The sequence below is a fragment of the Bradyrhizobium sp. CCBAU 11430 genome (genome assembly GCF_028128855.1).
In the GTDB taxonomy this organism is placed as follows: domain Bacteria; phylum Pseudomonadota; class Alphaproteobacteria; order Rhizobiales; family Xanthobacteraceae; genus Bradyrhizobium; species Bradyrhizobium ottawaense.
Window position 1 is genome coordinate 235,044 of sequence record NZ_LBJV01000069.1, and the last position, 16,628, is coordinate 251,671.

The window sequence follows — 16,628 nt, forward strand, 5'->3', positions numbered from 1 at the left end:
TTGTCACGTAATTTCGCGACGCTCAACCTTGATTTAGCGTCTTGACAGATCAAGGTATTTTCACGGAAATGGTCATCCGCACGCTTCCGGGTCCTATCTCTCGATGATCAAATCCGAACTTGTTCAGCGTATCGCCGAGCACAACCCGCATCTGTACCAGCGGGATGTCGAGAACATTGTGAATGCGATTCTCGAAGAGATCGTAGCGGCCCTCGCGCGCGGTGACCGCGTCGAGTTGCGCGGCTTCGGTGCCTTCTCGGTCAAGCATCGCCCTGCACGCGCCGGGCGCAATCCACGCACCGGCGCCCATGTGCCCGTCGATCAGAAGAGCGTTCCGTTCTTCAAGACCGGCAAGGAAATGCGCGAGCGGCTGAACCGCGACCATCCGGATCCCGGCGCGCCCGACTGAGGCTGTCGTCGTCGGGGTTTAACCGAACGGCCGCATGATGCGGCCGCAAGCTTGATTCAAGACGAGCGATCGCGATGCGAAAGTTCCTGACCGCGCTGATCGTGATCCCGCTGGGCCTGATCCTGGTGGCATTCGCCGTTGCCAACCGGCACTTCGTCACGGTCTCGTTCGATCCGTTCATTGCGAACGACCCGTCATTGTCGGTCACGCTGCCGCTGTTCCTGCTCCTGATCCTGGTCGCCGCCCTCGGCGTCTTCGCCGGCGGCTCCGCCGTCTGGCTCGGTCAGCGGCGCTGGCGCCGCGCGGCGCGCCGGCACGAGACGGATTCACGGGTCGCCAGGGCCGAACTGGCCGATTTGCGGGCCCAGGCGGCCGCGGCAAAGCCCGGCTCGCAGCGCCTTCCCGTACCCTCCGGGGTCGGGCTTTACGGGCCCATCGGGCGAGACAAGCAGCGCGCGACGTTGTAGAAGCGGCCCCGACCGAAAACGCTGTTTTCCGGCCGCACGTTGCGGCCTCCATTTGCTTTGAGACCATGTCCCTGCTCGTCAAAATCTGCGGCCTGTCCACGCGCGAGACGCTTCAAACGGCGCTCGAGGCGGGTGCGGATATGGTGGGGTTCGTGTTCTTCCCCCCTTCGCCGCGGCATCTGTCCCTGGAGCTCGGCCGCGACCTCGGCCGCCAGGTGAAGGGGCGCGCGCTCAAGGTCGCCCTCACCGTCGACGCCGACGATGCGACGCTCGACAACATCATGGACGCGCTGTCGCCGGACATTTTCCAGCTGCACGGCAAGGAGAGCGTGGCGCGGCTGCGCGACATCAAGCAGCGGTTCGGCCGCCCGGTGATGAAGGCGGTCCCGGTCGCGACCGCGGCCGATCTCGCCGTGTTGCCCGGCTATGCCGCGATCGCCGACCGCATCCTGTTCGATGCCCGCGCGCCGAAGGATGCGACCCGGCCGGGCGGCCTCGGGGAGCCCTTCGACTGGCACCTGCTCGAAAACCTCGATCTGAAGCTGCCCTACATGGTCTCGGGCGGGCTTCATGCCGACAATCTCGCCGAGGCACTCCGCGTCACCCGCGCCGGCGGTGTCGACGTCTCCTCCGGTGTCGAGAGCGCCCCCGGCGTGAAAGATCCTGAAATGATCAAGGCCTTCATTCGCGCTGCGCGCGCCAGCCAAGAATCCAGCCAAGAGTTGAGTGTTCGATGAACGTCGCCAAACCCAATTCCTATCGCAGCGGTCCCGACGATCGCGGCCATTTCGGCATCTTCGGCGGCCGCTTCGTCGCCGAAACCCTGATGCCGCTGATCCTCGATCTCGAGAAGGCCTACACCGAGGCCAAAGCCGATCCGGCCTTCCAGGCCGAGATGAACGGCTATCTCACGCATTATGTCGGCCGGCCCTCGCCACTCTATTTCGCCGAGCGCCTCACCGAGCATCTCGGCGGCGCCAAGATCTATTTGAAGCGCGAAGAGCTCAACCACACCGGCTCGCACAAGGTGAACAACGTGCTCGGCCAGATCATGCTGGCGCGGCGCATGGGCAAGAAGCGCATCATCGCCGAGACCGGCGCCGGCCAGCACGGTGTCGCCACCGCGACGCTGTGCGCGCGCTTCGGGCTCGAATGCGTGGTCTATATGGGCGCCGTCGACGTCGAGCGGCAGCAGCCCAACGTGATCCGCATGGAGATGCTGGGTGCGACGGTGGTCCCGGTGCAGTCGGGCACGCGCACGCTGAAGGACGCCATGAATGAGGCCCTGCGCGACTGGGTCACCAACGTGCACAACACCTTCTACTGCATCGGCACGGTGGCCGGCCCGCATCCCTATCCGACGCTGGTGCGCGACTTCCAGTCGATCATCGGCAACGAGACCAAGACGCAGATGCAGGAGGTCGAAGGCCGCCTGCCGGATTCGCTGGTCGCCTGCATCGGTGGCGGCTCGAACGCGATGGGCCTGTTTCATCCGTTCCTCGACGATCCCTCCGTCGAAATCTTCGGCGTCGAAGCTGCGGGCCATGGGCTGACGCAGCTGCATGCGGCGTCGATCGCGGGCGGCCGTCCCGGCGTGCTGCACGGCAACCGCACCTATCTCTTGATGGACGCGGACGGCCAGATCCAGGACGCGCATTCGATCTCGGCCGGCCTCGATTATCCCGGCATCGGCCCCGAGCATTCCTGGCTGCACGAGATCGGCCGCGTGAACTATCTCTCCGCGACCGATGACGAAGCGCTCGCCGCGTTCCAGCTGCTGTCGCGCCTCGAAGGTATCATCCCCGCGCTTGAGCCCGCGCACGCCATCGCCAAGGTGATGGAGCTCGCGCCGAAGCGGCCTCGGGATCACCTGATGGTCGTCAACCTCTCCGGCCGCGGCGACAAGGACGTCCCGCAGGTCGGCGACATCCTGAGGGGCAAGAAGTGACCACGCGTATCGACACCCGTTTTGCCGAGCTTGCGAAGCAGGGCCGCTCGGCCTTCGTCACCTTCTTGATGGCCGGCGATCCCGATCCGGCGACCTCGCTCGAGATCATCAAGGCGCTGCCGAAATCAGGCGCCGACGTCATCGAGATCGGCATGCCCTTCACCGATCCGATGGCCGACGGTCCCTCGATCCAGGCCGCCGGGCTGCGTGCGCTCAAGGCCGGCATGACGCTGAAGAAGACGCTGGAGCTGGTGCGCGGCTTCCGCAAGGACGACAATGCGACGCCGATCGTGTTAATGGGCTATTACAATCCGATCTACATTTACGGCGTCGACAAGTTCCTGGTCGATGCCAAGAGCGCGGGCGTCGATGGTCTGATCATCGTCGACCTGCCGCCGGAGGAGGACGACGAGCTCTGCCTGCCCGCGATGAAGGCCGGCCTCAATTTCATTCGTCTGGCGACACCGACGACCGACGACAAGCGGCTGCCGGCCGTGCTCGCCAACACCTCGGGCTTCGTCTACTACGTCTCGATCACCGGCATCACCGGTGCGGCGGCGGCGGACTCCTCGGCCGTGAGCGAAGCGGTGGCCCGCATCAAGCGGCACACCAAGCTGCCGGTGTGCGTCGGCTTCGGTATCCGCACGCCGGAGACGGCGCGTGCCATTGCCTCCCATGCCAATGGTGCGGTCGTCGGCACCGCGCTGGTCGACGCGCTCAAGAACAGCCTCGACGCCGAGGGACGGGCGACCGGCAAAACCGTTAACGCCGTGGCTGAGCTGACGGCGGCCCTGGCCCAGGGCGTCAAGGGCGCGCAACAGGCGGCGGAATAGGCCATAATTCCGCTTTTGGAGCGGGCGACACGGCGGCTTGCCGGGCAACGGCCCGGTCGCCATATATCCCTTCAGGCGATCCGCGAGGCGGGTCGCACATCGGAGCAAACCATGAACTGGCTTACCAACGTGGTCCGGCCGAAGATCCGCAACATGCTGCGGCGGGAGACGCCGGAGAATCTGTGGATCAAGTGCCCGGACTCCGGGCAGCTCGTGTTCTACAAGGACGTCGAGGCCAACCAGTTCGTCATCCCCGGCTCGAACTATCACATGCGCATGGGGGCGGTGGCGCGCTTGAAGTCGATCTTCGACAACGAGACCTGGTTCGACGTCGCGCTGCCTGACGTCACGCCAGATCCGCTCAAGTTCCGCGACGAGAAGAAATACGTCGACCGCATCAAGGACGCGCGCGCCCGAACCAATCTGAACGATGCGATCAAGGTCGGTTACGGCAAACTCGAAGGCTCCGCCGTCGTCGTCGCCGTGCAGGATTTCGACTTCATGGGTGGCTCGCTCGGCATGGCCGCAGGCGAAGCCATCGTCCGCGGGCTCGAACTCGCCGTTGAAAAGAAGTCGCCGTTCATCGTGTTCGCCGCATCAGGCGGCGCGCGCATGCAGGAAGGCATCTTGTCGCTGATGCAGATGCCGCGCACGACGGTCGCTGTGCAGATGCTGCGCGAGGCCAAGCAGCCCTATATCGTCGTGCTGACCAACCCGACCACCGGCGGCGTTACCGCCTCCTATGCGATGCTCGGCGACGTTCAGATCGCCGAACCCGGCGCGCTGATCGGCTTTGCCGGCGCCCGCGTGATCGAGCAGACCATCCGCGAGAAGCTGCCTGAAGGTTTCCAGCGCGCCGAGTATCTGAAGGAGCACGGCATGGTCGACATGGTCGTGCATCGCCACGAGCTGCGTCCGACTCTGGCGCGGCTCTGCCGTCTGCTGACCAAGGCGCCGGCGCCGGAGACCGCGTCGAAGCCGATGCAGCCGGTGCTCAGCCCGGCACAGATCGTATCGGCCGCCGAGACGGCGCCGGCTGCGCCGCACGCGTGAACGCGTCCTCTGACAGCGCGAAGACGCCGCTCGGTGAATTGATCGGGCGGCTGTCGGTCCTGCATCAGAAGCGCATCGATCTCGGGCTGGAGCGGATGCACCGCCTGCTCGAACGGCTCGGCCACCCCGAGCTCAAGCTGCCGCCGGTGATCCACATCGCCGGCACCAATGGCAAGGGCTCGACGCTCGCTTATCTGCGCGCGACGCTGGAGGCAGCAGGCCTGCGGGTGCACGCCTACACCTCGCCCTATCTTGTCAGGATCAACGAGTGCTTCCGGCTCGGCCGCCTCAGTGGTGGTCAGCTGGTCGGCGATGACGAATTGCGTGCGGCACTGGAAGAGGTCGAGCGCGTCAATGCCGGCGAAGCCGCGACATTGTTCGAGCTGAAGACGGCGGCCGCCTTCCATCTGTTTGCGCAGAACCCGGCCGACGTGGTGCTGCTCGAAGTCGGCCTCGGCGGCCGGCTCGATTCGACCAACGTGATCGATGCGCCGGCGGCCTGCGTGATCACGCCCGTCAGCATGGACCACATGGATTTCCTCGGGGACACCCTGACGTCGATCGCCGGCGAGAAAGCGGCGATCATCAAGCGCGGCGTGCCCGTGATCTCCGCGGAGCAGGCGGGCGAAGCCATGGCGGTGATCGAGGCGCAGGCCAAGCGCATGCGCGCGCCGCTTTTTGCGGCGAACGAGAGCTGGCACGTCAATGTCGAGCACGGTCGCCTCGTCTACTCCGACGATCGCGGCCTGATGGATCTCACGGCGCCGCGGCTGTTCGGCCGCCACCAGTTCGACAATGCCGGCCTTGCGATCGCGACGCTGCGCGCGATTCCGAACTTCAAGATCAATCAGGCGGCGTTCGAGGCCGGCATCGTCGGTGCCGAATGGCCGGCGCGGATGCAGCGCATCACCTCGGGCGAGCTGCTCGCTCTCGGTCCGCAGGGCTCGGAGATCTGGCTCGATGGCGGGCACAATGCCGAAGGCGGCCGTGTCGCGGCGGCGGCGCTCGGAGATCTCGAAGAGCGGGTGTCGCGACCGCTGGTCGTCATCGCCGGCATGATGGCCAACAAGGATGCGCAGGGCTTCCTTGCCAATTTCGCCGGTCTCACCCGTCACATCATCGCGGTGCCGATCCCCGACACCGAGAACGCGATGCCGGTCGATCGCCTCGCCGACGCCGCCCGCAGCCTCGGCATGCGCGTCGAGACCGTCTCCGGCGTCGAAGCCGCGCTGCGCGCCCTCTCGAAGCTCGCCTACGAGGTGCCTCCGCGCATCCTGATCACTGGCTCGTTGTATCTGGCCGGCCACGTGCTGGCGATCAACGGCACGCCTCCTGCATGATTTCTCTTGTCCCGGACGCGCGGAGCGCGAGCCGGGACCCAGAATGCCGCAATGTGGGCCCCGGCTCAGCAGCGCACCACTGCGTGCTGCGCTGCGTCCGGGGCACGAGAGTGGGGATAACAACATGCGCTTCGCCGCGATTGCCGACGTTCACGGAAACTATCTCGCGCTGGAGGCGGTGCTCGCCGACATCCGCGCCCTTGGGATCACCGCCATCGTCAATCTCGGCGACATGCTGAGCGGCCCGCTCGATGCGCGCCGCACCATCGAGATCCTGATGACGCTCGACGCCGTCCACGTGCTCGGCAATCACGACCGCTATCTGCTCGACCGCTCCCCGGAGAAAATGGGCTCGTGGGATCGCCCCGCCCACGCAGCGCTTAATACCGTGCAACTGGATTGGCTGCGCGCGCAGCCGATGACGCGCGTCTTCCGTGATCAGGTGTTCCTCTGCCACGCCACGCCCGATAACGACGAAGTTTATTGGCTCGACATGGTGCACCCGGACGGCGCGGTGGCGCTGTCGCCGCTCGACCGCATCGAGCAATTCGCGCTGGGGCTCACGCAATCCCTGATCCTCTGCGCCCACACTCATCTCGCCCGCGCCGTGCGCTTGCATGACGGCCGGCTGATCGTCAATCCCGGCAGCGTCGGCAGTCCTGGGTATCGTGACAAGCATCCCTATCCGCATGTAGTCGAAGCTGGCACGCCGCATGCGCGCTACGCGATCCTCGAGCTGGCTGATGGTGCCTGGCAGGTGACATTCCGCCACGTCGCATATGATCACGAGGCGATGGCGGCGCTGGCGCGGCGCAATGGGCAGCCCGAACTGGCGCAGGCGATCGCGACCGGATGGCTCAGGTAAATCCTCTCGTGTCCCGGACGCGGTGCAGCGCAAAGCGCTGCTCCGCAGAGCCGGGACCCAGACTCGCGGCTTCTGGGCCCCGGCTCTGCACTAGACCGAATCACTTCAGCAGCTTCATCGGATCGGCCACCTTCTGCTTCAGCTGCTCGAAGCTGCATTGCCGCGGCGCCTTGTCGGGGCGCCAGCGCAGGATCGAGGTGCCGTGGCGGAAGCGTTCGCCGCTGAAATGGTCGTAGCAGACTTCGATCACCAGCTTCGGTCTCAGAGGACACCATTTTGCCGAGCGCTCGGTGGACCAGCGGCTCGGTCCGCCCGGCGCGTTGCCGGTGAAGCCGGGTTCCGCGATCAGCGCCTCCACCCGGTCGGTCAGCGCGGGCTTCTGCTCTGACTTGATCGCGGATGTGAAGCCGACATGATGCAGCAAGCCACCATCGTCGTAGAGCCCGAGCAGCAGCGAGCCGACCACCTTTCGCCCGGCGATCTTGTTGGTGGCGTAGCGGAAGCCGCCGACCACGCAATCGGCGCTGCGAAATTTCTTGATCTTCTGCATGCCGTCGCGATTTCCGGCCTGATAGGGCAGGTCGACGCGCTTGGCGATGATGCCGTCCGAGCCGCCACCGGATTGCGCCAGCCACTTTTTCGCCGTGGCGAAGCTCGTCGTCGCCGGCGACAGGCGGAAGAGGCCGCCCTTCAGATTGGCCTTCGCAAAAGCCTCCAGCGCCGGCCGCCGTTCGCTCAGCTGCCTTCCGGCAAGCTGCTTCTGTTTTACCGTCGCGAGCAGATCGAAGGTGAGATAGAGCGCCGGCGTGTCCTGCGAGAGCTTTTTCACACGGCTTGCGGCGGGATGAATCCGTTGCAGCAGTGCGTCGAACGAAAAGCTCTTGCCGTGCGGTACGACGATCTCGCCGTCGAGCGTGAAACGGTCGGCTTTCAGCTTCAGCGCCGCGGCGACGACTTCCGGGAAATAGCGCGCGAGGTCCTCGCCCGATTTCGAGCGCAGATCGACATGACTGCCGTCGCGCGACAGCAGGCAGCGAAAGCCATCCCATTTCGGCTCGTATTGCCATTCCTTGCCGCGTGGAATTTCGTCGACCGACCGCGCCTCCATGGCAACGAGAGAGGTCGATTTTCGCGCGCGCTTTGCAGGAGGGGCAGGCAAGGGTCGGGACTCGTCATACGCTGGACACGTCCCGTCAACGCAAACGGCCGGCATTTCGCCGGCCGTTGTCGAAAATAAACTTGCGCCAGGCGGATCAGACCGCGGAGGTGATCCACTGCTGCAGCTTCGCCTTCGGCGCCGCGCCGACCTGGCGGGAGGCCATCTCGCCGCCCTTGAAGATCATCAGCGTCGGGATCGACATCACGCCATACTTGGACGCGGTCTTGGGGCTCTCGTCGACGTTGAGCTTCACGATCTTGACCTTGTCGCCCATCGCGCCAGCGATCTCGTCGAGGGCGGGCGCGATCATGCGGCAGGGGCCGCACCACTCAGCCCAGAAATCGACGACCACAGGACCGTTCGCCTTGAGCACTTCGGCTTCGAAATCGGTGTCAGAAACCTTGCCAACGGCCATGGGAGTACCTCGTTCGGTTGAAAGAATCGGCGCGGATGGGAATCGCGCCCGGGATCATGCCGTCAACCTATGAACGGCCCCTTGCCGGGTCAAGGACGCTCACACTGAGATGAAGGGATGCCAGCGCCGCGTCCAGCGCGGGGGCTGAAATCTCCATATATTCAAGGGCCTCGGTCCAGAGCAGGACGGCGCGGATGGGCTTTTGGGGATAAAGCCGCGCCAGCACCGCCCGGTACAGCGCAAGCTGCCGGACATAGGCGGCGGGCGCTGCGGCCGCGTTCTTGGGCGCCGCTTGGTTGGTCTTGAAATCGACGATCAAAACCTCATCCGGACGAACGATCAGCCGGTCGATCTGCCCCGACACCAATGCCGGGGCACGGCCCGGCCGCTCCAGCCTGCCGGCGATGGCGACTTCCGTCCGGCTGCCGGCGGCAAAGACCGGCGCGAAGCGCGGTTCAGTGAGCAGGGCGAGCACCTTGTCGGCCAAAGCGGCGCGGTCGGCCTCCGTCCAGTCGGAGGCATTGCGTGCCATGAAGCCGAGCGCGGCCTCGCGCCGGCGCTCCGCGGCGATATCAGGCAGGGATTGCAGGAGACGGTGCACCAGCGTGCCGCGCTGCAGTGCGAGCGCGCGGGACCGCACCGATTCGCCGGTCCGCACGCTGCGGCCTTCCTCAGCCGACTGGCCGGACGGGCGCACCATGTCGTCGTCGACGATCTCGCGCGGCGCCGGCGTTCGCAGCCAGGCCGGCAGCGCGACCGTCTGGTCCACGGTCGCCGCCGGGATACCCAGCGCGGCGACGTCCTCCGGCCGGGCGAATCGCGTCACCTTGCCGAGCGGCGTCTCGATCGTCTGCTTGTCTAGGCCCGAGCCGGCGAGCCCGGTGTCGACCAGGTCATACCAGCTCAGCTTGCGGACCGTCCTCATATTGCCAGGCATGCAGCCGCCGACGATCAGCCGATCGGCCGCGCGCGTCATCGCGACATAGAGCAGGCGGCGATATTCGTCCTCGGTCTCCTCGAGCATCGCCTTGCGCGCGTTGGCGACGGGCTTGGGGTCGTCGGCCTTGCGGCCGGCCCAGACCACGACCTCGCCGCCATTGCCGCGCGGCACGTGGATCAGCCGCACCCGCTGCGAGTCCGCGGGCGACGACGTGGTGTCGACCATGAATACGACCGAGGCCTCCAGGCCCTTGGCGCCATGCACCGTCATCACCCGCACCTCGTCGCGCGAGATCTCCATGTCGCGCTTCACCTCGGTGTCGGCCGAGCGCAGCCAGGCCATGAAGCCCTGCAACGATGCCGGCGCCTTGCGCTCACAGCTCAGCGCGAGCTCCAGGAATTCGTCGAGCGCGTCGTTGGCTTCAAAGCCGAGCCGGCGCAGGATGCGCGCACGTCCGCCGTCGCCCCCTAACAACCAGGCGTAGAAGGCAAACGGCGTTTCCTCGCGCGCGCGGGTCTCGCAGGCTTCAAGCCGCCGCAGCACGGCCGCGAACTTCTCGCTTCCGGCCGCATGCTCGCCGAGTGCACGGCGCAGTGATCCCTTGCGGTCATGGGCAAGCTGGAACAGGTCGTCGTCATCCAGCCCGAACAGCGGGCTCTTCAGCGCCACAGCCAGCGCGAGATCGTCCTGCGGCAGCAGCAGCGCATCGGCGAGGTTCATCAGGTCGATGATCGCGATGTGCTCGGTCAGCTTGAGCCTGTCGGCGCCGGCCACCGGAACGCCAGCGTGCTTCAGCGCCTGGATCACGGCATCGAAGGCATTGCCGCGCCGGCGCACCAGGATCAGCATGTCGCCATAGCGCAGCGGTCGGCGCTCGCCCGCGTGTCCCGTCAGCGTGCCGCTCTCGACCAGCCGCTTGATTTCGGCCTGGATGCGACGCGCCAGCTTGACTTCTGGGCTGGTGACGGCGACGCCGTCGAACGGCGCGCGCCAGCCCTCGATCTCCTGGCGGTCGTCGGCGACAGCCAGATCCCACAGCTCGATCACGCTCGGACCGGCATCGGCGAGCGCGTTGTGCAGGGGATGGCCGATCTCGACCGAATGGATGCTCTTGTAGATCTCCTGTTCGCGGAAGACGTGGTCGACCGAGTGCAGGATCGCAGCGCCCGAGCGGAACGAATAGGTGAAGGCGACCGGATCGAACTTCAGCCCCGCCGAGGTGAACTTGCGGTGCAGCTCGCGCCGGCGCGCGTCGAACTCGTGCGGCGCCGCACCCTGGAACGAGAAGATCGACTGCTTCTCATCGCCGACCGCGAAGACCGTGCGGTTCAATCCTTCGCGCGCGCCTTCGCCGGCGGTGAATTCGGAGATGATGTGCGCGACGATGTCCCATTGCCGCGGGCTGGTGTCCTGCGCTTCGTCGATCAGCACATGGTCCACGCCGCGGTCGAGCTTGTAGTGCACCCAGCCTGAAGACACACGGTTCAGCATCGCCAGCGTCTTGTCGATGAGGTCGTCGTAGTCGAGCAGCCCGCGCTCCTGCTTCTCGCGCCGGTAATTTGCGGCGGCGGCGGTGGCGATATGCAGCAGGGCCGCGGTGCGGTCGCGCATGGTCACCGCGCGGCGCCTCTCGACCAATCCACTGATGCGCTGCGCCTCGTTCTCGAACAGGCGCGCGACGGACGGGTTGTGCTCGCCAAACTTCTTGGTTAGCACCGCCTTGCGCGGCAGCTTTTCGTCGGTGAGGAAGACGCAGAGATAGGCATCGACCTGCGCGCTGGCGGAGAACGCCTTGGCCTCGCGGAGCCGACCGGCCTGGTCGTTGTCGGACTTGCTGCCGTCTTCCAGCGCAAAGGCGATGTCGTCCCAGCGCGATCGCGGTAGATAGGGTCCATCGAGAATCTCGGTCTCGACGTCCTCGATGCGATCGCTCGCATCAACGCCCAGCGCCGCCGCCATCTGCGCAGCAGCGGCTTCGGCGTTGCCGGCCTCATCCGTCCAGGCCATGAAGTGATCGCGGCTCAGGCACGCTTCGCGCACGACCTCCTTGAAGGTGACGTCGGCCGCGCTCGCCATCGCGGTCAGCAATGCGCGACCGGTGACGCTCTCCGGATCGCGCGCCGCCTCCAGCAGCACCTTCAGATTGGCGCGCTCCATCATGTCGGTCTGGTCGCGCTCGTCGATCACGGCGAAGCGCGCGGGAACGTTGGCCTCGAACGGAAACTGCTGGAGAAGGCGCGTGCACAGCGCGTGGATAGTCTGCACCTTCAGCCCGCCCGGCGTCTCCAGCGCGCAGGCGAACAGTTTTCTCGCTTCGCGCCGAATTTTTGCGCTGGGATGCGGGATGCCGACAGCGCGGATCGCTGCGTCGAGCCCGGTATCATCCAGCGTCACCCAGTGACCAAGCGTGGTGAACACGCGTTCGGCCATGTTGGCAGCGGCGGCCTTTGTGAAAGTGATGCAGAGGATCTTCTCCGGCGGCACGCCCGACAGCAGCAGGCGGATCACGCGCTGCACCAGCACATGCGTCTTGCCCGAGCCGGCATTGGCCGACACGAAGGCCGACGCAGTTGGGTCGGACGCACGCGCCTGCCGCGCGCGGACCTCGTCGGGGATGGGGCGCGGTGCCTTCACCATTCCTCGATCCCCAAACCGCCGGCCGCGGACCATTCCTTGATCCGGGCGAGATCGTCATAGGTACCGTAGCGATTGGACCACATCGGCAGGTTCAGCGAGGTGTAGGGCTGGTTCTCGTCGTCGAAGGCACGGATCAGCGCCTCCAGCTTGGCGCGCGCTTCGGCGGCCGCTGTGTCCGGCGGCTGCGGCTCGTCGCCGGGTTTGTACTTGAGCTCGAGGATGCGCTCCTCGCCCGGCGGATTGTTGCCGCTCAAGCGCACATAGACGAGCTGGCTCACCGACGCGCCGGCGTCGATATCGGGAAAGCCACCCTCGCGCAGGATCGCGGCCTCCAGTGTGAGCTGCGGCGACAGGCCCATGCGGACCTGCTTGCCGGTCGGCGGCTGTCCGGTCTTGTAGTCGAGGATGGCGTAGCCGCCGCCCTGGCGCCGCTCGATGCGGTCGGCGCGCGCGGAAAGATAGAAGGTGCGCGCATTGTCGAGGCGGATCGATATCTCGCCGCGGGTCTCCGCCGTGATCGATTCGATCGCGTCGCGGCGCGCGGTCTCCCATTCGCCGAACCAGCGCGCGATGCGCTGGAAGCGCGGCCACCACAGCGCCCGCGCCTCGGGTCGCTCCATCAGCGGCGCGAAATATTTCTCGCCGATCGCTCGCAGCACACGGGCGGGATCGTCAGGCAGATTCGCCGCATAGTTCTCGGTGAACTCGCCGATCGCGTCGTGGATCGCCGAGCCGCGGTCGGCGGCCGACAGCGGCATGTCGACGGGATCGAGCGCATCGAGCCGCAAAATGTGTTTGGCGTAGATCGTGTAGGGATCGCGCAGCCAGTCTTCGATCGCGGTCACCGACATCCTGAGCGGCCGCATCGCGCGCGGCGGCCGCGGCTCGGGCTGCTTGATTGGCCTGACCTCGTCCGGCTGGTCGAGCGCGCCCGCGAACTGCACGTATTTCTCGCCGGCGCGAACGGCCGCCTTCCAATGATCGTCGCCCGCAACCGCCTCCAACCGATGCAGGAAGCGCGAAGCCACCGCCGGCGCGCCGCCGGCCTTGGCGGAATGGGTGAGGATCACCTCGTCGCCACCGAGCAGCTGGGCAAAATCGTGGGCGGAGAGGCCGATGCGGCGCTCCGGCAGATCGAGACCGAGCTCGTGCCGCATCGGCCGGCTCAGCCAGGGGTCGATGCGCGGCGCCGGTGGCCAAACCCCCTCGATCAGTCCGCCGACTATGACGCGGTCGGCTTGCATCAGGCGCGATTCCAGCGGGCCGTAGATCTGCAGCCGCGCGCCCGGCTTGTCTCGCCGCCTCACGGCGCGATCGCTGAAAGCGGTCTGGAAGACGTCGGCATAATCAGGCAGCGTCACCATCAGTCCGCTGATCGTGCCGCCGCGCAGGAGATCGTCGAAGGCGCCGGCGAGCGCGAGGCCTTCGCGCTCCTCGAAGGCGAGCGGGATGCCCTGCTCGTCGCGCGACAGCTCGATGATGATCTCGCGATGCCGGTGGGCAAGCTCGGCGAAGTCGAACGGCTTTGCCGACGCCAGACTCTCGATCGGTGCCAGCGCCTTCTGCAAGGTGTCGATCAGCGTCTGGATGCGGTCGATGTTTTCGGCCTTGAGATGCGCACGGGGCTCGGCCTTGTGAAGCGCGGAGACCTCGCTGCGCCACAGCTTTGTCAGCTCGTTGCGAAAGCGGTTGAATTCGCGCAGCAGGCCGCCGGTGCCGGCAGGCGGACGCGTGCCGCGTAGGACTGCAAGCTCGAGATCTTCGATCGCCGCCTTCCACGCGCCAGGCAGCCGGCCGAGCCGGCACAGCGGATGCTTCAGCATGGCCAGCAGCGTTGGCGGCTCCAGTCCCTTGGTCGCCGCTTCCGCAGTGAGCCGGGCAAAGACGCCGGCGGATGTTTCCATCAGCACGTCACCGCCGGAATCGTCGAAGGCGAGATCCCATCGGGTCAGCGCAGCCATCACCCGCCGCGCCAGCACGCGGTCCGGCGTCACCAGCGCTGCCGATTTGTCGAGATGCCGTGCTTCGCGCATGGCGATGGCAATGGCGAGCGCTTCCATCTCCGGATTGGGGGCTTCGACGACGGCGAGGCTTTTCATGCCGCCCAAGATCTTCGCTGCGACATCCGGCTGCTTCAGCCGGTCGTGCCAGACTTCCGTCTTGGCCGACGGCCGCATCGATTCGGAGGCGAGCAGATCGCGGCCGCCGTCCGCTGGCGGCTGGAGAATCTCGACGTCGCTGCGCTTGATGCCAAAACGATCCAGCAGCGCGTGCATGGCATATTGCGGATGGTTCGACGCCGGATGCTCTGCGAACTTGCCCAGCGAGTCGCGCACGCCGCCGATGCTCCGCCAGGCGCCGTCGTCGAGATCGGTGTCGAGGCCCGGCAGCACCACTGCGCCATGCGGCAGCGATGCGACTGCGTGCAGAAATTTTGCTGTGGCCGGCATCGAGCCGGTCGAACCCGCCGCGATGACCGGCCCGTTCGGATGCGCGGTCAGCCGTCTGGCCTCCGCCGCGATCAGGAGATCGCGCCGCGCCGCGGGCTCGATCCGGTTGATCTCGGCGAGATGACCGGGCCAGGCGATCCGCGCGATCCGCAAAAATTCGAGCGAGTGCTGCCAGTAACGGTCGAGGTTGTCAGGTACGAGACCGTCGAGCGCGCTCCAGTCGACGCCGCGCGTCACCATGTCGTCGATCAGGCGCGCGAGGTCGCCGGCGAGCGCCAGCGTCGAGGCGGGCCCGCCGACCACCAGCGGCGACAGCACCGGGCCCTTGGCCCAGGCCGCGACCAGTTGCGCCAGCGTCAGCCGTCGTTCGAGCTCGCCAAGCCGCGGCGGAATGTCGAGCGGCGTTGCGCCGGAGAACTGCTCGCCCTCGTCGGCGAAGGCGAGCTCATCCTCGTCGATGTCGCCGAGCGCGACGATGCGCGGCAGCACCACGGCGTCCGCTTTCATCTCGTCGAGGAAGATCTCGCGGACCACGCGCATCGCGCGCCTTGTCGGCAGATACAGCGTGGCATCCGCCAGCCGCGCCGGTTCCTTGCGCGCCTCGAATCCCTCGACCAGCCGTCCGTCGAGCAGGCTCGCGACGATCGTGCGCAGGAATGGAACTGAGAGGGGAACGCTGAAGACGCGCATGGATCGCCTGATTCGAAGGATCAGGCAATATAGGGAGGCGAGGTCGAATGGTCATGGGGCGGGGGGAAGTCGTCCCCGCTCTTCGCGAGGCCTGACAGGTCTTGTAGGGTGGGCAAAGCGAAGCGTGCCCACCCATTTTGCCATCGAGAGAGATGGTGGGCACGGCGCAAGGGCGCCTTTGCCCACCCTACGGCACCGCGTTCGGGGCCGGTCCCTACGCCACACTCTCCAGGAACGCCTCTTCCGCGGCGTGCACGGCGTCGGGCGTGCCGACATGCATCCAGACGCCGTCGAGGCGGAGGCCGAACAGCCGCTCCTGCTCGCCCGCGCGGTCGAACATTTTCGTCAGCGAGAACTCGCCCTGCGGCGCGCCTTCGAAGATCGACGGCGACAGGATCGCCGCGCCGGCATAGACGAACGGAACGACCTCCTTTTCCTTGCGCTTGCGCAGGGCGCCGTCGGGCAGCATGCCGTAATCGCCGCGACCGCTATAGCCGATGCTGGTCGCAGTCGGCGCCATCAGCAGCAGGATATCCATGCGCGCGGGGTCGAAATTCTCGGCGAGCCGCGTCAAATTGGAGCGCACGCCGTCGATCCAGAGCGTGTCGGAATTGACGTGGAAGAACGGTGCGTGGCCGAGCAACGGCAGCGCCTTGACCACGCCGCCGCCGGTGCCGAGCACCTGGTCGCGCTCGTCAGAAATTGTCACGCGCGGAAGCTGGCGCGATGCGACGTGATCGATGATCTGGTCCGGCAGGTAATGCACGTTGACCACGGCCTCGGTCACGCCCGCCTGGCCGAGCTTGTCGAGCACGTGGTCGAGCAGTGGCTGGCCGGCCACCGGCACCATCGGCTTCGGCATCTTGTCCGTCAGGGGACGCATGCGCAGGCCAAACCCTGCGGCGAGCACCATGGCTTTGGTCGGTTTGACGGACATCCTTCGCTTTCTCAGACCTTTCGCGTTCGCAGCAATCCTAACACGAGGTTCGATCAGCCGCACCGCATCTCAACCGCCTTAACCACCCGCCGTGACGGTTGTACGACGGGTGTTGCCATCATGCCCCGACGGCTGTGGAACGCGCCTTTTTCTTCTTGTCGCCGAGCTTGAGGAAATTGACCCCGATCTGGTCGCCATTGACCCAGGCCAGCTCGCAACGCCGGTACGCAAGTCCGGTGGACGACAGCAGCAGAAAGAACTCCTTCAGATGGAGGCCCTCCACCGAGCCGTCGATGGTCAGCTTGGCGCCGGTCTCGGAGACGTCCTCCATGGTGCAGTCGCGCCGCCAGGTGCCGTCGATCCCCATCATCTGGGCCGAGATCCCGCGCTCGAAGACAACCCGGCTGTTGCCGCGCTGGTCCGTCTTTACCGCCATCTGCCCGCTCCAGCCCGTAATGATCCGGCTGCCTCGCCGCCAGAATACC

The 16,628-nt window shown here is 66.4% G+C and carries 14 protein-coding genes; 8 read left to right on the forward strand and 6 right to left on the reverse strand.

All coding sequences use genetic code 11. The features are described 5' to 3' along the window. Window positions 1-103: 103 nt before the first annotated feature. The 8 genes from XI04_RS29520 to XI04_RS29555 all read left to right on the forward strand — a co-directional run bounded on the left by XI04_RS29520 (window position 104) and on the right by XI04_RS29555 (window position 6,915). Window positions 104-409 carry an integration host factor subunit beta gene (locus tag XI04_RS29520; protein WP_007598410.1) on the forward strand — a complete coding sequence of 102 codons (306 nt, stop codon included), beginning with the start codon at window positions 104-106 and terminating at the stop codon, window positions 407-409. A gap of 74 nt (window positions 410-483) precedes the next feature. Next, window positions 484-876: a lipopolysaccharide assembly protein LapA domain-containing protein gene (locus tag XI04_RS29525; protein ID WP_038950992.1), complete on the forward strand. Its 393-nt coding sequence runs from the start codon at window positions 484-486 to the stop codon at window positions 874-876. 65 nt (window positions 877-941) lie between these two features. Then, complete coding sequence (locus XI04_RS29530) at window positions 942-1,613, forward strand: phosphoribosylanthranilate isomerase (RefSeq protein ID WP_038950993.1); 672 nt, start codon at window positions 942-944, stop codon at window positions 1,611-1,613. Then, on the forward strand, window positions 1,610-2,824 hold the full coding sequence (trpB, locus tag XI04_RS29535) for a tryptophan synthase subunit beta (RefSeq protein WP_038950994.1): 1,215 nt from the start codon (window positions 1,610-1,612) through the stop codon (window positions 2,822-2,824). Before XI04_RS29530 ends, trpB begins: the two co-directional genes overlap by 4 nt. Then, window positions 2,821-3,657, forward strand: a complete 837-nt coding sequence (gene trpA, locus XI04_RS29540; RefSeq protein ID WP_028139478.1) for a tryptophan synthase subunit alpha — start codon at window positions 2,821-2,823, stop codon at window positions 3,655-3,657. The genes trpB and trpA overlap by 4 nt, the downstream gene beginning before the upstream one ends. A gap of 111 nt (window positions 3,658-3,768) precedes the next feature. Continuing rightward, window positions 3,769-4,710 carry an acetyl-CoA carboxylase, carboxyltransferase subunit beta gene (accD, locus tag XI04_RS29545; RefSeq protein ID WP_038950995.1) on the forward strand — a complete coding sequence of 314 codons (942 nt, stop codon included), beginning with the start codon at window positions 3,769-3,771 and terminating at the stop codon, window positions 4,708-4,710. Continuing rightward, window positions 4,707-6,050 (forward strand): bifunctional folylpolyglutamate synthase/dihydrofolate synthase, encoded by a 1,344-nt coding sequence (locus tag XI04_RS29550; RefSeq protein WP_271610550.1) that lies wholly within the window; start codon window positions 4,707-4,709, stop codon window positions 6,048-6,050. The genes accD and XI04_RS29550 overlap by 4 nt, the downstream gene beginning before the upstream one ends. Window positions 6,051-6,174: 124 nt before the next feature. Further along, window positions 6,175-6,915: a metallophosphoesterase family protein gene (locus tag XI04_RS29555; RefSeq protein WP_271610549.1), complete on the forward strand. Its 741-nt coding sequence runs from the start codon at window positions 6,175-6,177 to the stop codon at window positions 6,913-6,915. Between the two features lie 100 nt (window positions 6,916-7,015). On the opposite strand, the gene XI04_RS29560 is transcribed toward XI04_RS29555, so the two are convergent. The 6 genes from XI04_RS29560 to XI04_RS29585 form a co-directional block, all read right to left on the reverse strand. Next, on the reverse strand, window positions 7,016-8,023 hold the full coding sequence (locus tag XI04_RS29560) for an ATP-dependent DNA ligase (RefSeq protein WP_271610614.1): 1,008 nt from the start codon (window positions 8,021-8,023) through the stop codon (window positions 7,016-7,018). A 145-nt stretch (window positions 8,024-8,168) separates the two neighbouring features. After that, entirely contained in the window at window positions 8,169-8,489 is a 321-nt protein-coding gene (gene trxA, locus XI04_RS29565) for a thioredoxin (RefSeq protein ID WP_007598398.1), read from the reverse strand. A 67-nt stretch (window positions 8,490-8,556) separates the two neighbouring features. Beyond that, complete coding sequence (addA, locus tag XI04_RS29570) at window positions 8,557-12,066, reverse strand: double-strand break repair helicase AddA (RefSeq protein WP_179879876.1); 3,510 nt, start codon at window positions 12,064-12,066, stop codon at window positions 8,557-8,559. Beyond that, window positions 12,060-15,206 (reverse strand): double-strand break repair protein AddB, encoded by a 3,147-nt coding sequence (gene addB / locus XI04_RS29575; RefSeq protein WP_271610548.1) that lies wholly within the window; start codon window positions 15,204-15,206, stop codon window positions 12,060-12,062. Before addB ends, addA begins: the two co-directional genes overlap by 7 nt. A gap of 214 nt (window positions 15,207-15,420) precedes the next feature. Next, entirely contained in the window at window positions 15,421-16,143 is a 723-nt protein-coding gene (locus XI04_RS29580) for a nucleotidyltransferase family protein (RefSeq protein WP_097668272.1), read from the reverse strand. 118 nt (window positions 16,144-16,261) lie between these two features. Next, on the reverse strand, window positions 16,262-16,579 hold the full coding sequence (locus XI04_RS29585) for a PilZ domain-containing protein (protein ID WP_018323417.1): 318 nt from the start codon (window positions 16,577-16,579) through the stop codon (window positions 16,262-16,264). Window positions 16,580-16,628 lie beyond the last annotated feature (49 nt).

What these genes read in the sequence shown, in the direction of transcription:
- XI04_RS29555 (WP_271610549.1), top strand. Translation starts at nt 6,175, where the DNA reads ATGCGCTTCGCCGCGATTGCCGACGTTCACGGAAACTATCTCGCGCTG.
- trpB (WP_038950994.1), top strand. Translation starts at nt 1,610, where the DNA reads ATGAACGTCGCCAAACCCAATTCCTATCGCAGCGGTCCCGACGATCGC.
- XI04_RS29560 (WP_271610614.1), bottom strand. Translation starts at nt 8,023, where the DNA reads ATGGAGGCGCGGTCGGTCGACGAAATTCCACGCGGCAAGGAATGGCAA.
- XI04_RS29585 (WP_018323417.1), bottom strand. Translation starts at nt 16,579, where the DNA reads ATGGCGGTAAAGACGGACCAGCGCGGCAACAGCCGGGTTGTCTTCGAG.
- XI04_RS29520 (WP_007598410.1), top strand. Translation starts at nt 104, where the DNA reads ATGATCAAATCCGAACTTGTTCAGCGTATCGCCGAGCACAACCCGCAT.
- trxA (WP_007598398.1), bottom strand. Translation starts at nt 8,489, where the DNA reads ATGGCCGTTGGCAAGGTTTCTGACACCGATTTCGAAGCCGAAGTGCTC.
- XI04_RS29530 (WP_038950993.1), top strand. Translation starts at nt 942, where the DNA reads ATGTCCCTGCTCGTCAAAATCTGCGGCCTGTCCACGCGCGAGACGCTT.
- XI04_RS29580 (WP_097668272.1), bottom strand. Translation starts at nt 16,143, where the DNA reads ATGTCCGTCAAACCGACCAAAGCCATGGTGCTCGCCGCAGGGTTTGGC.
- XI04_RS29525 (WP_038950992.1), top strand. Translation starts at nt 484, where the DNA reads ATGCGAAAGTTCCTGACCGCGCTGATCGTGATCCCGCTGGGCCTGATC.
- addA (WP_179879876.1), bottom strand. Translation starts at nt 12,066, where the DNA reads ATGGTGAAGGCACCGCGCCCCATCCCCGACGAGGTCCGCGCGCGGCAG.
- accD (WP_038950995.1), top strand. Translation starts at nt 3,769, where the DNA reads ATGAACTGGCTTACCAACGTGGTCCGGCCGAAGATCCGCAACATGCTG.
- addB (WP_271610548.1), bottom strand. Translation starts at nt 15,206, where the DNA reads ATGCGCGTCTTCAGCGTTCCCCTCTCAGTTCCATTCCTGCGCACGATC.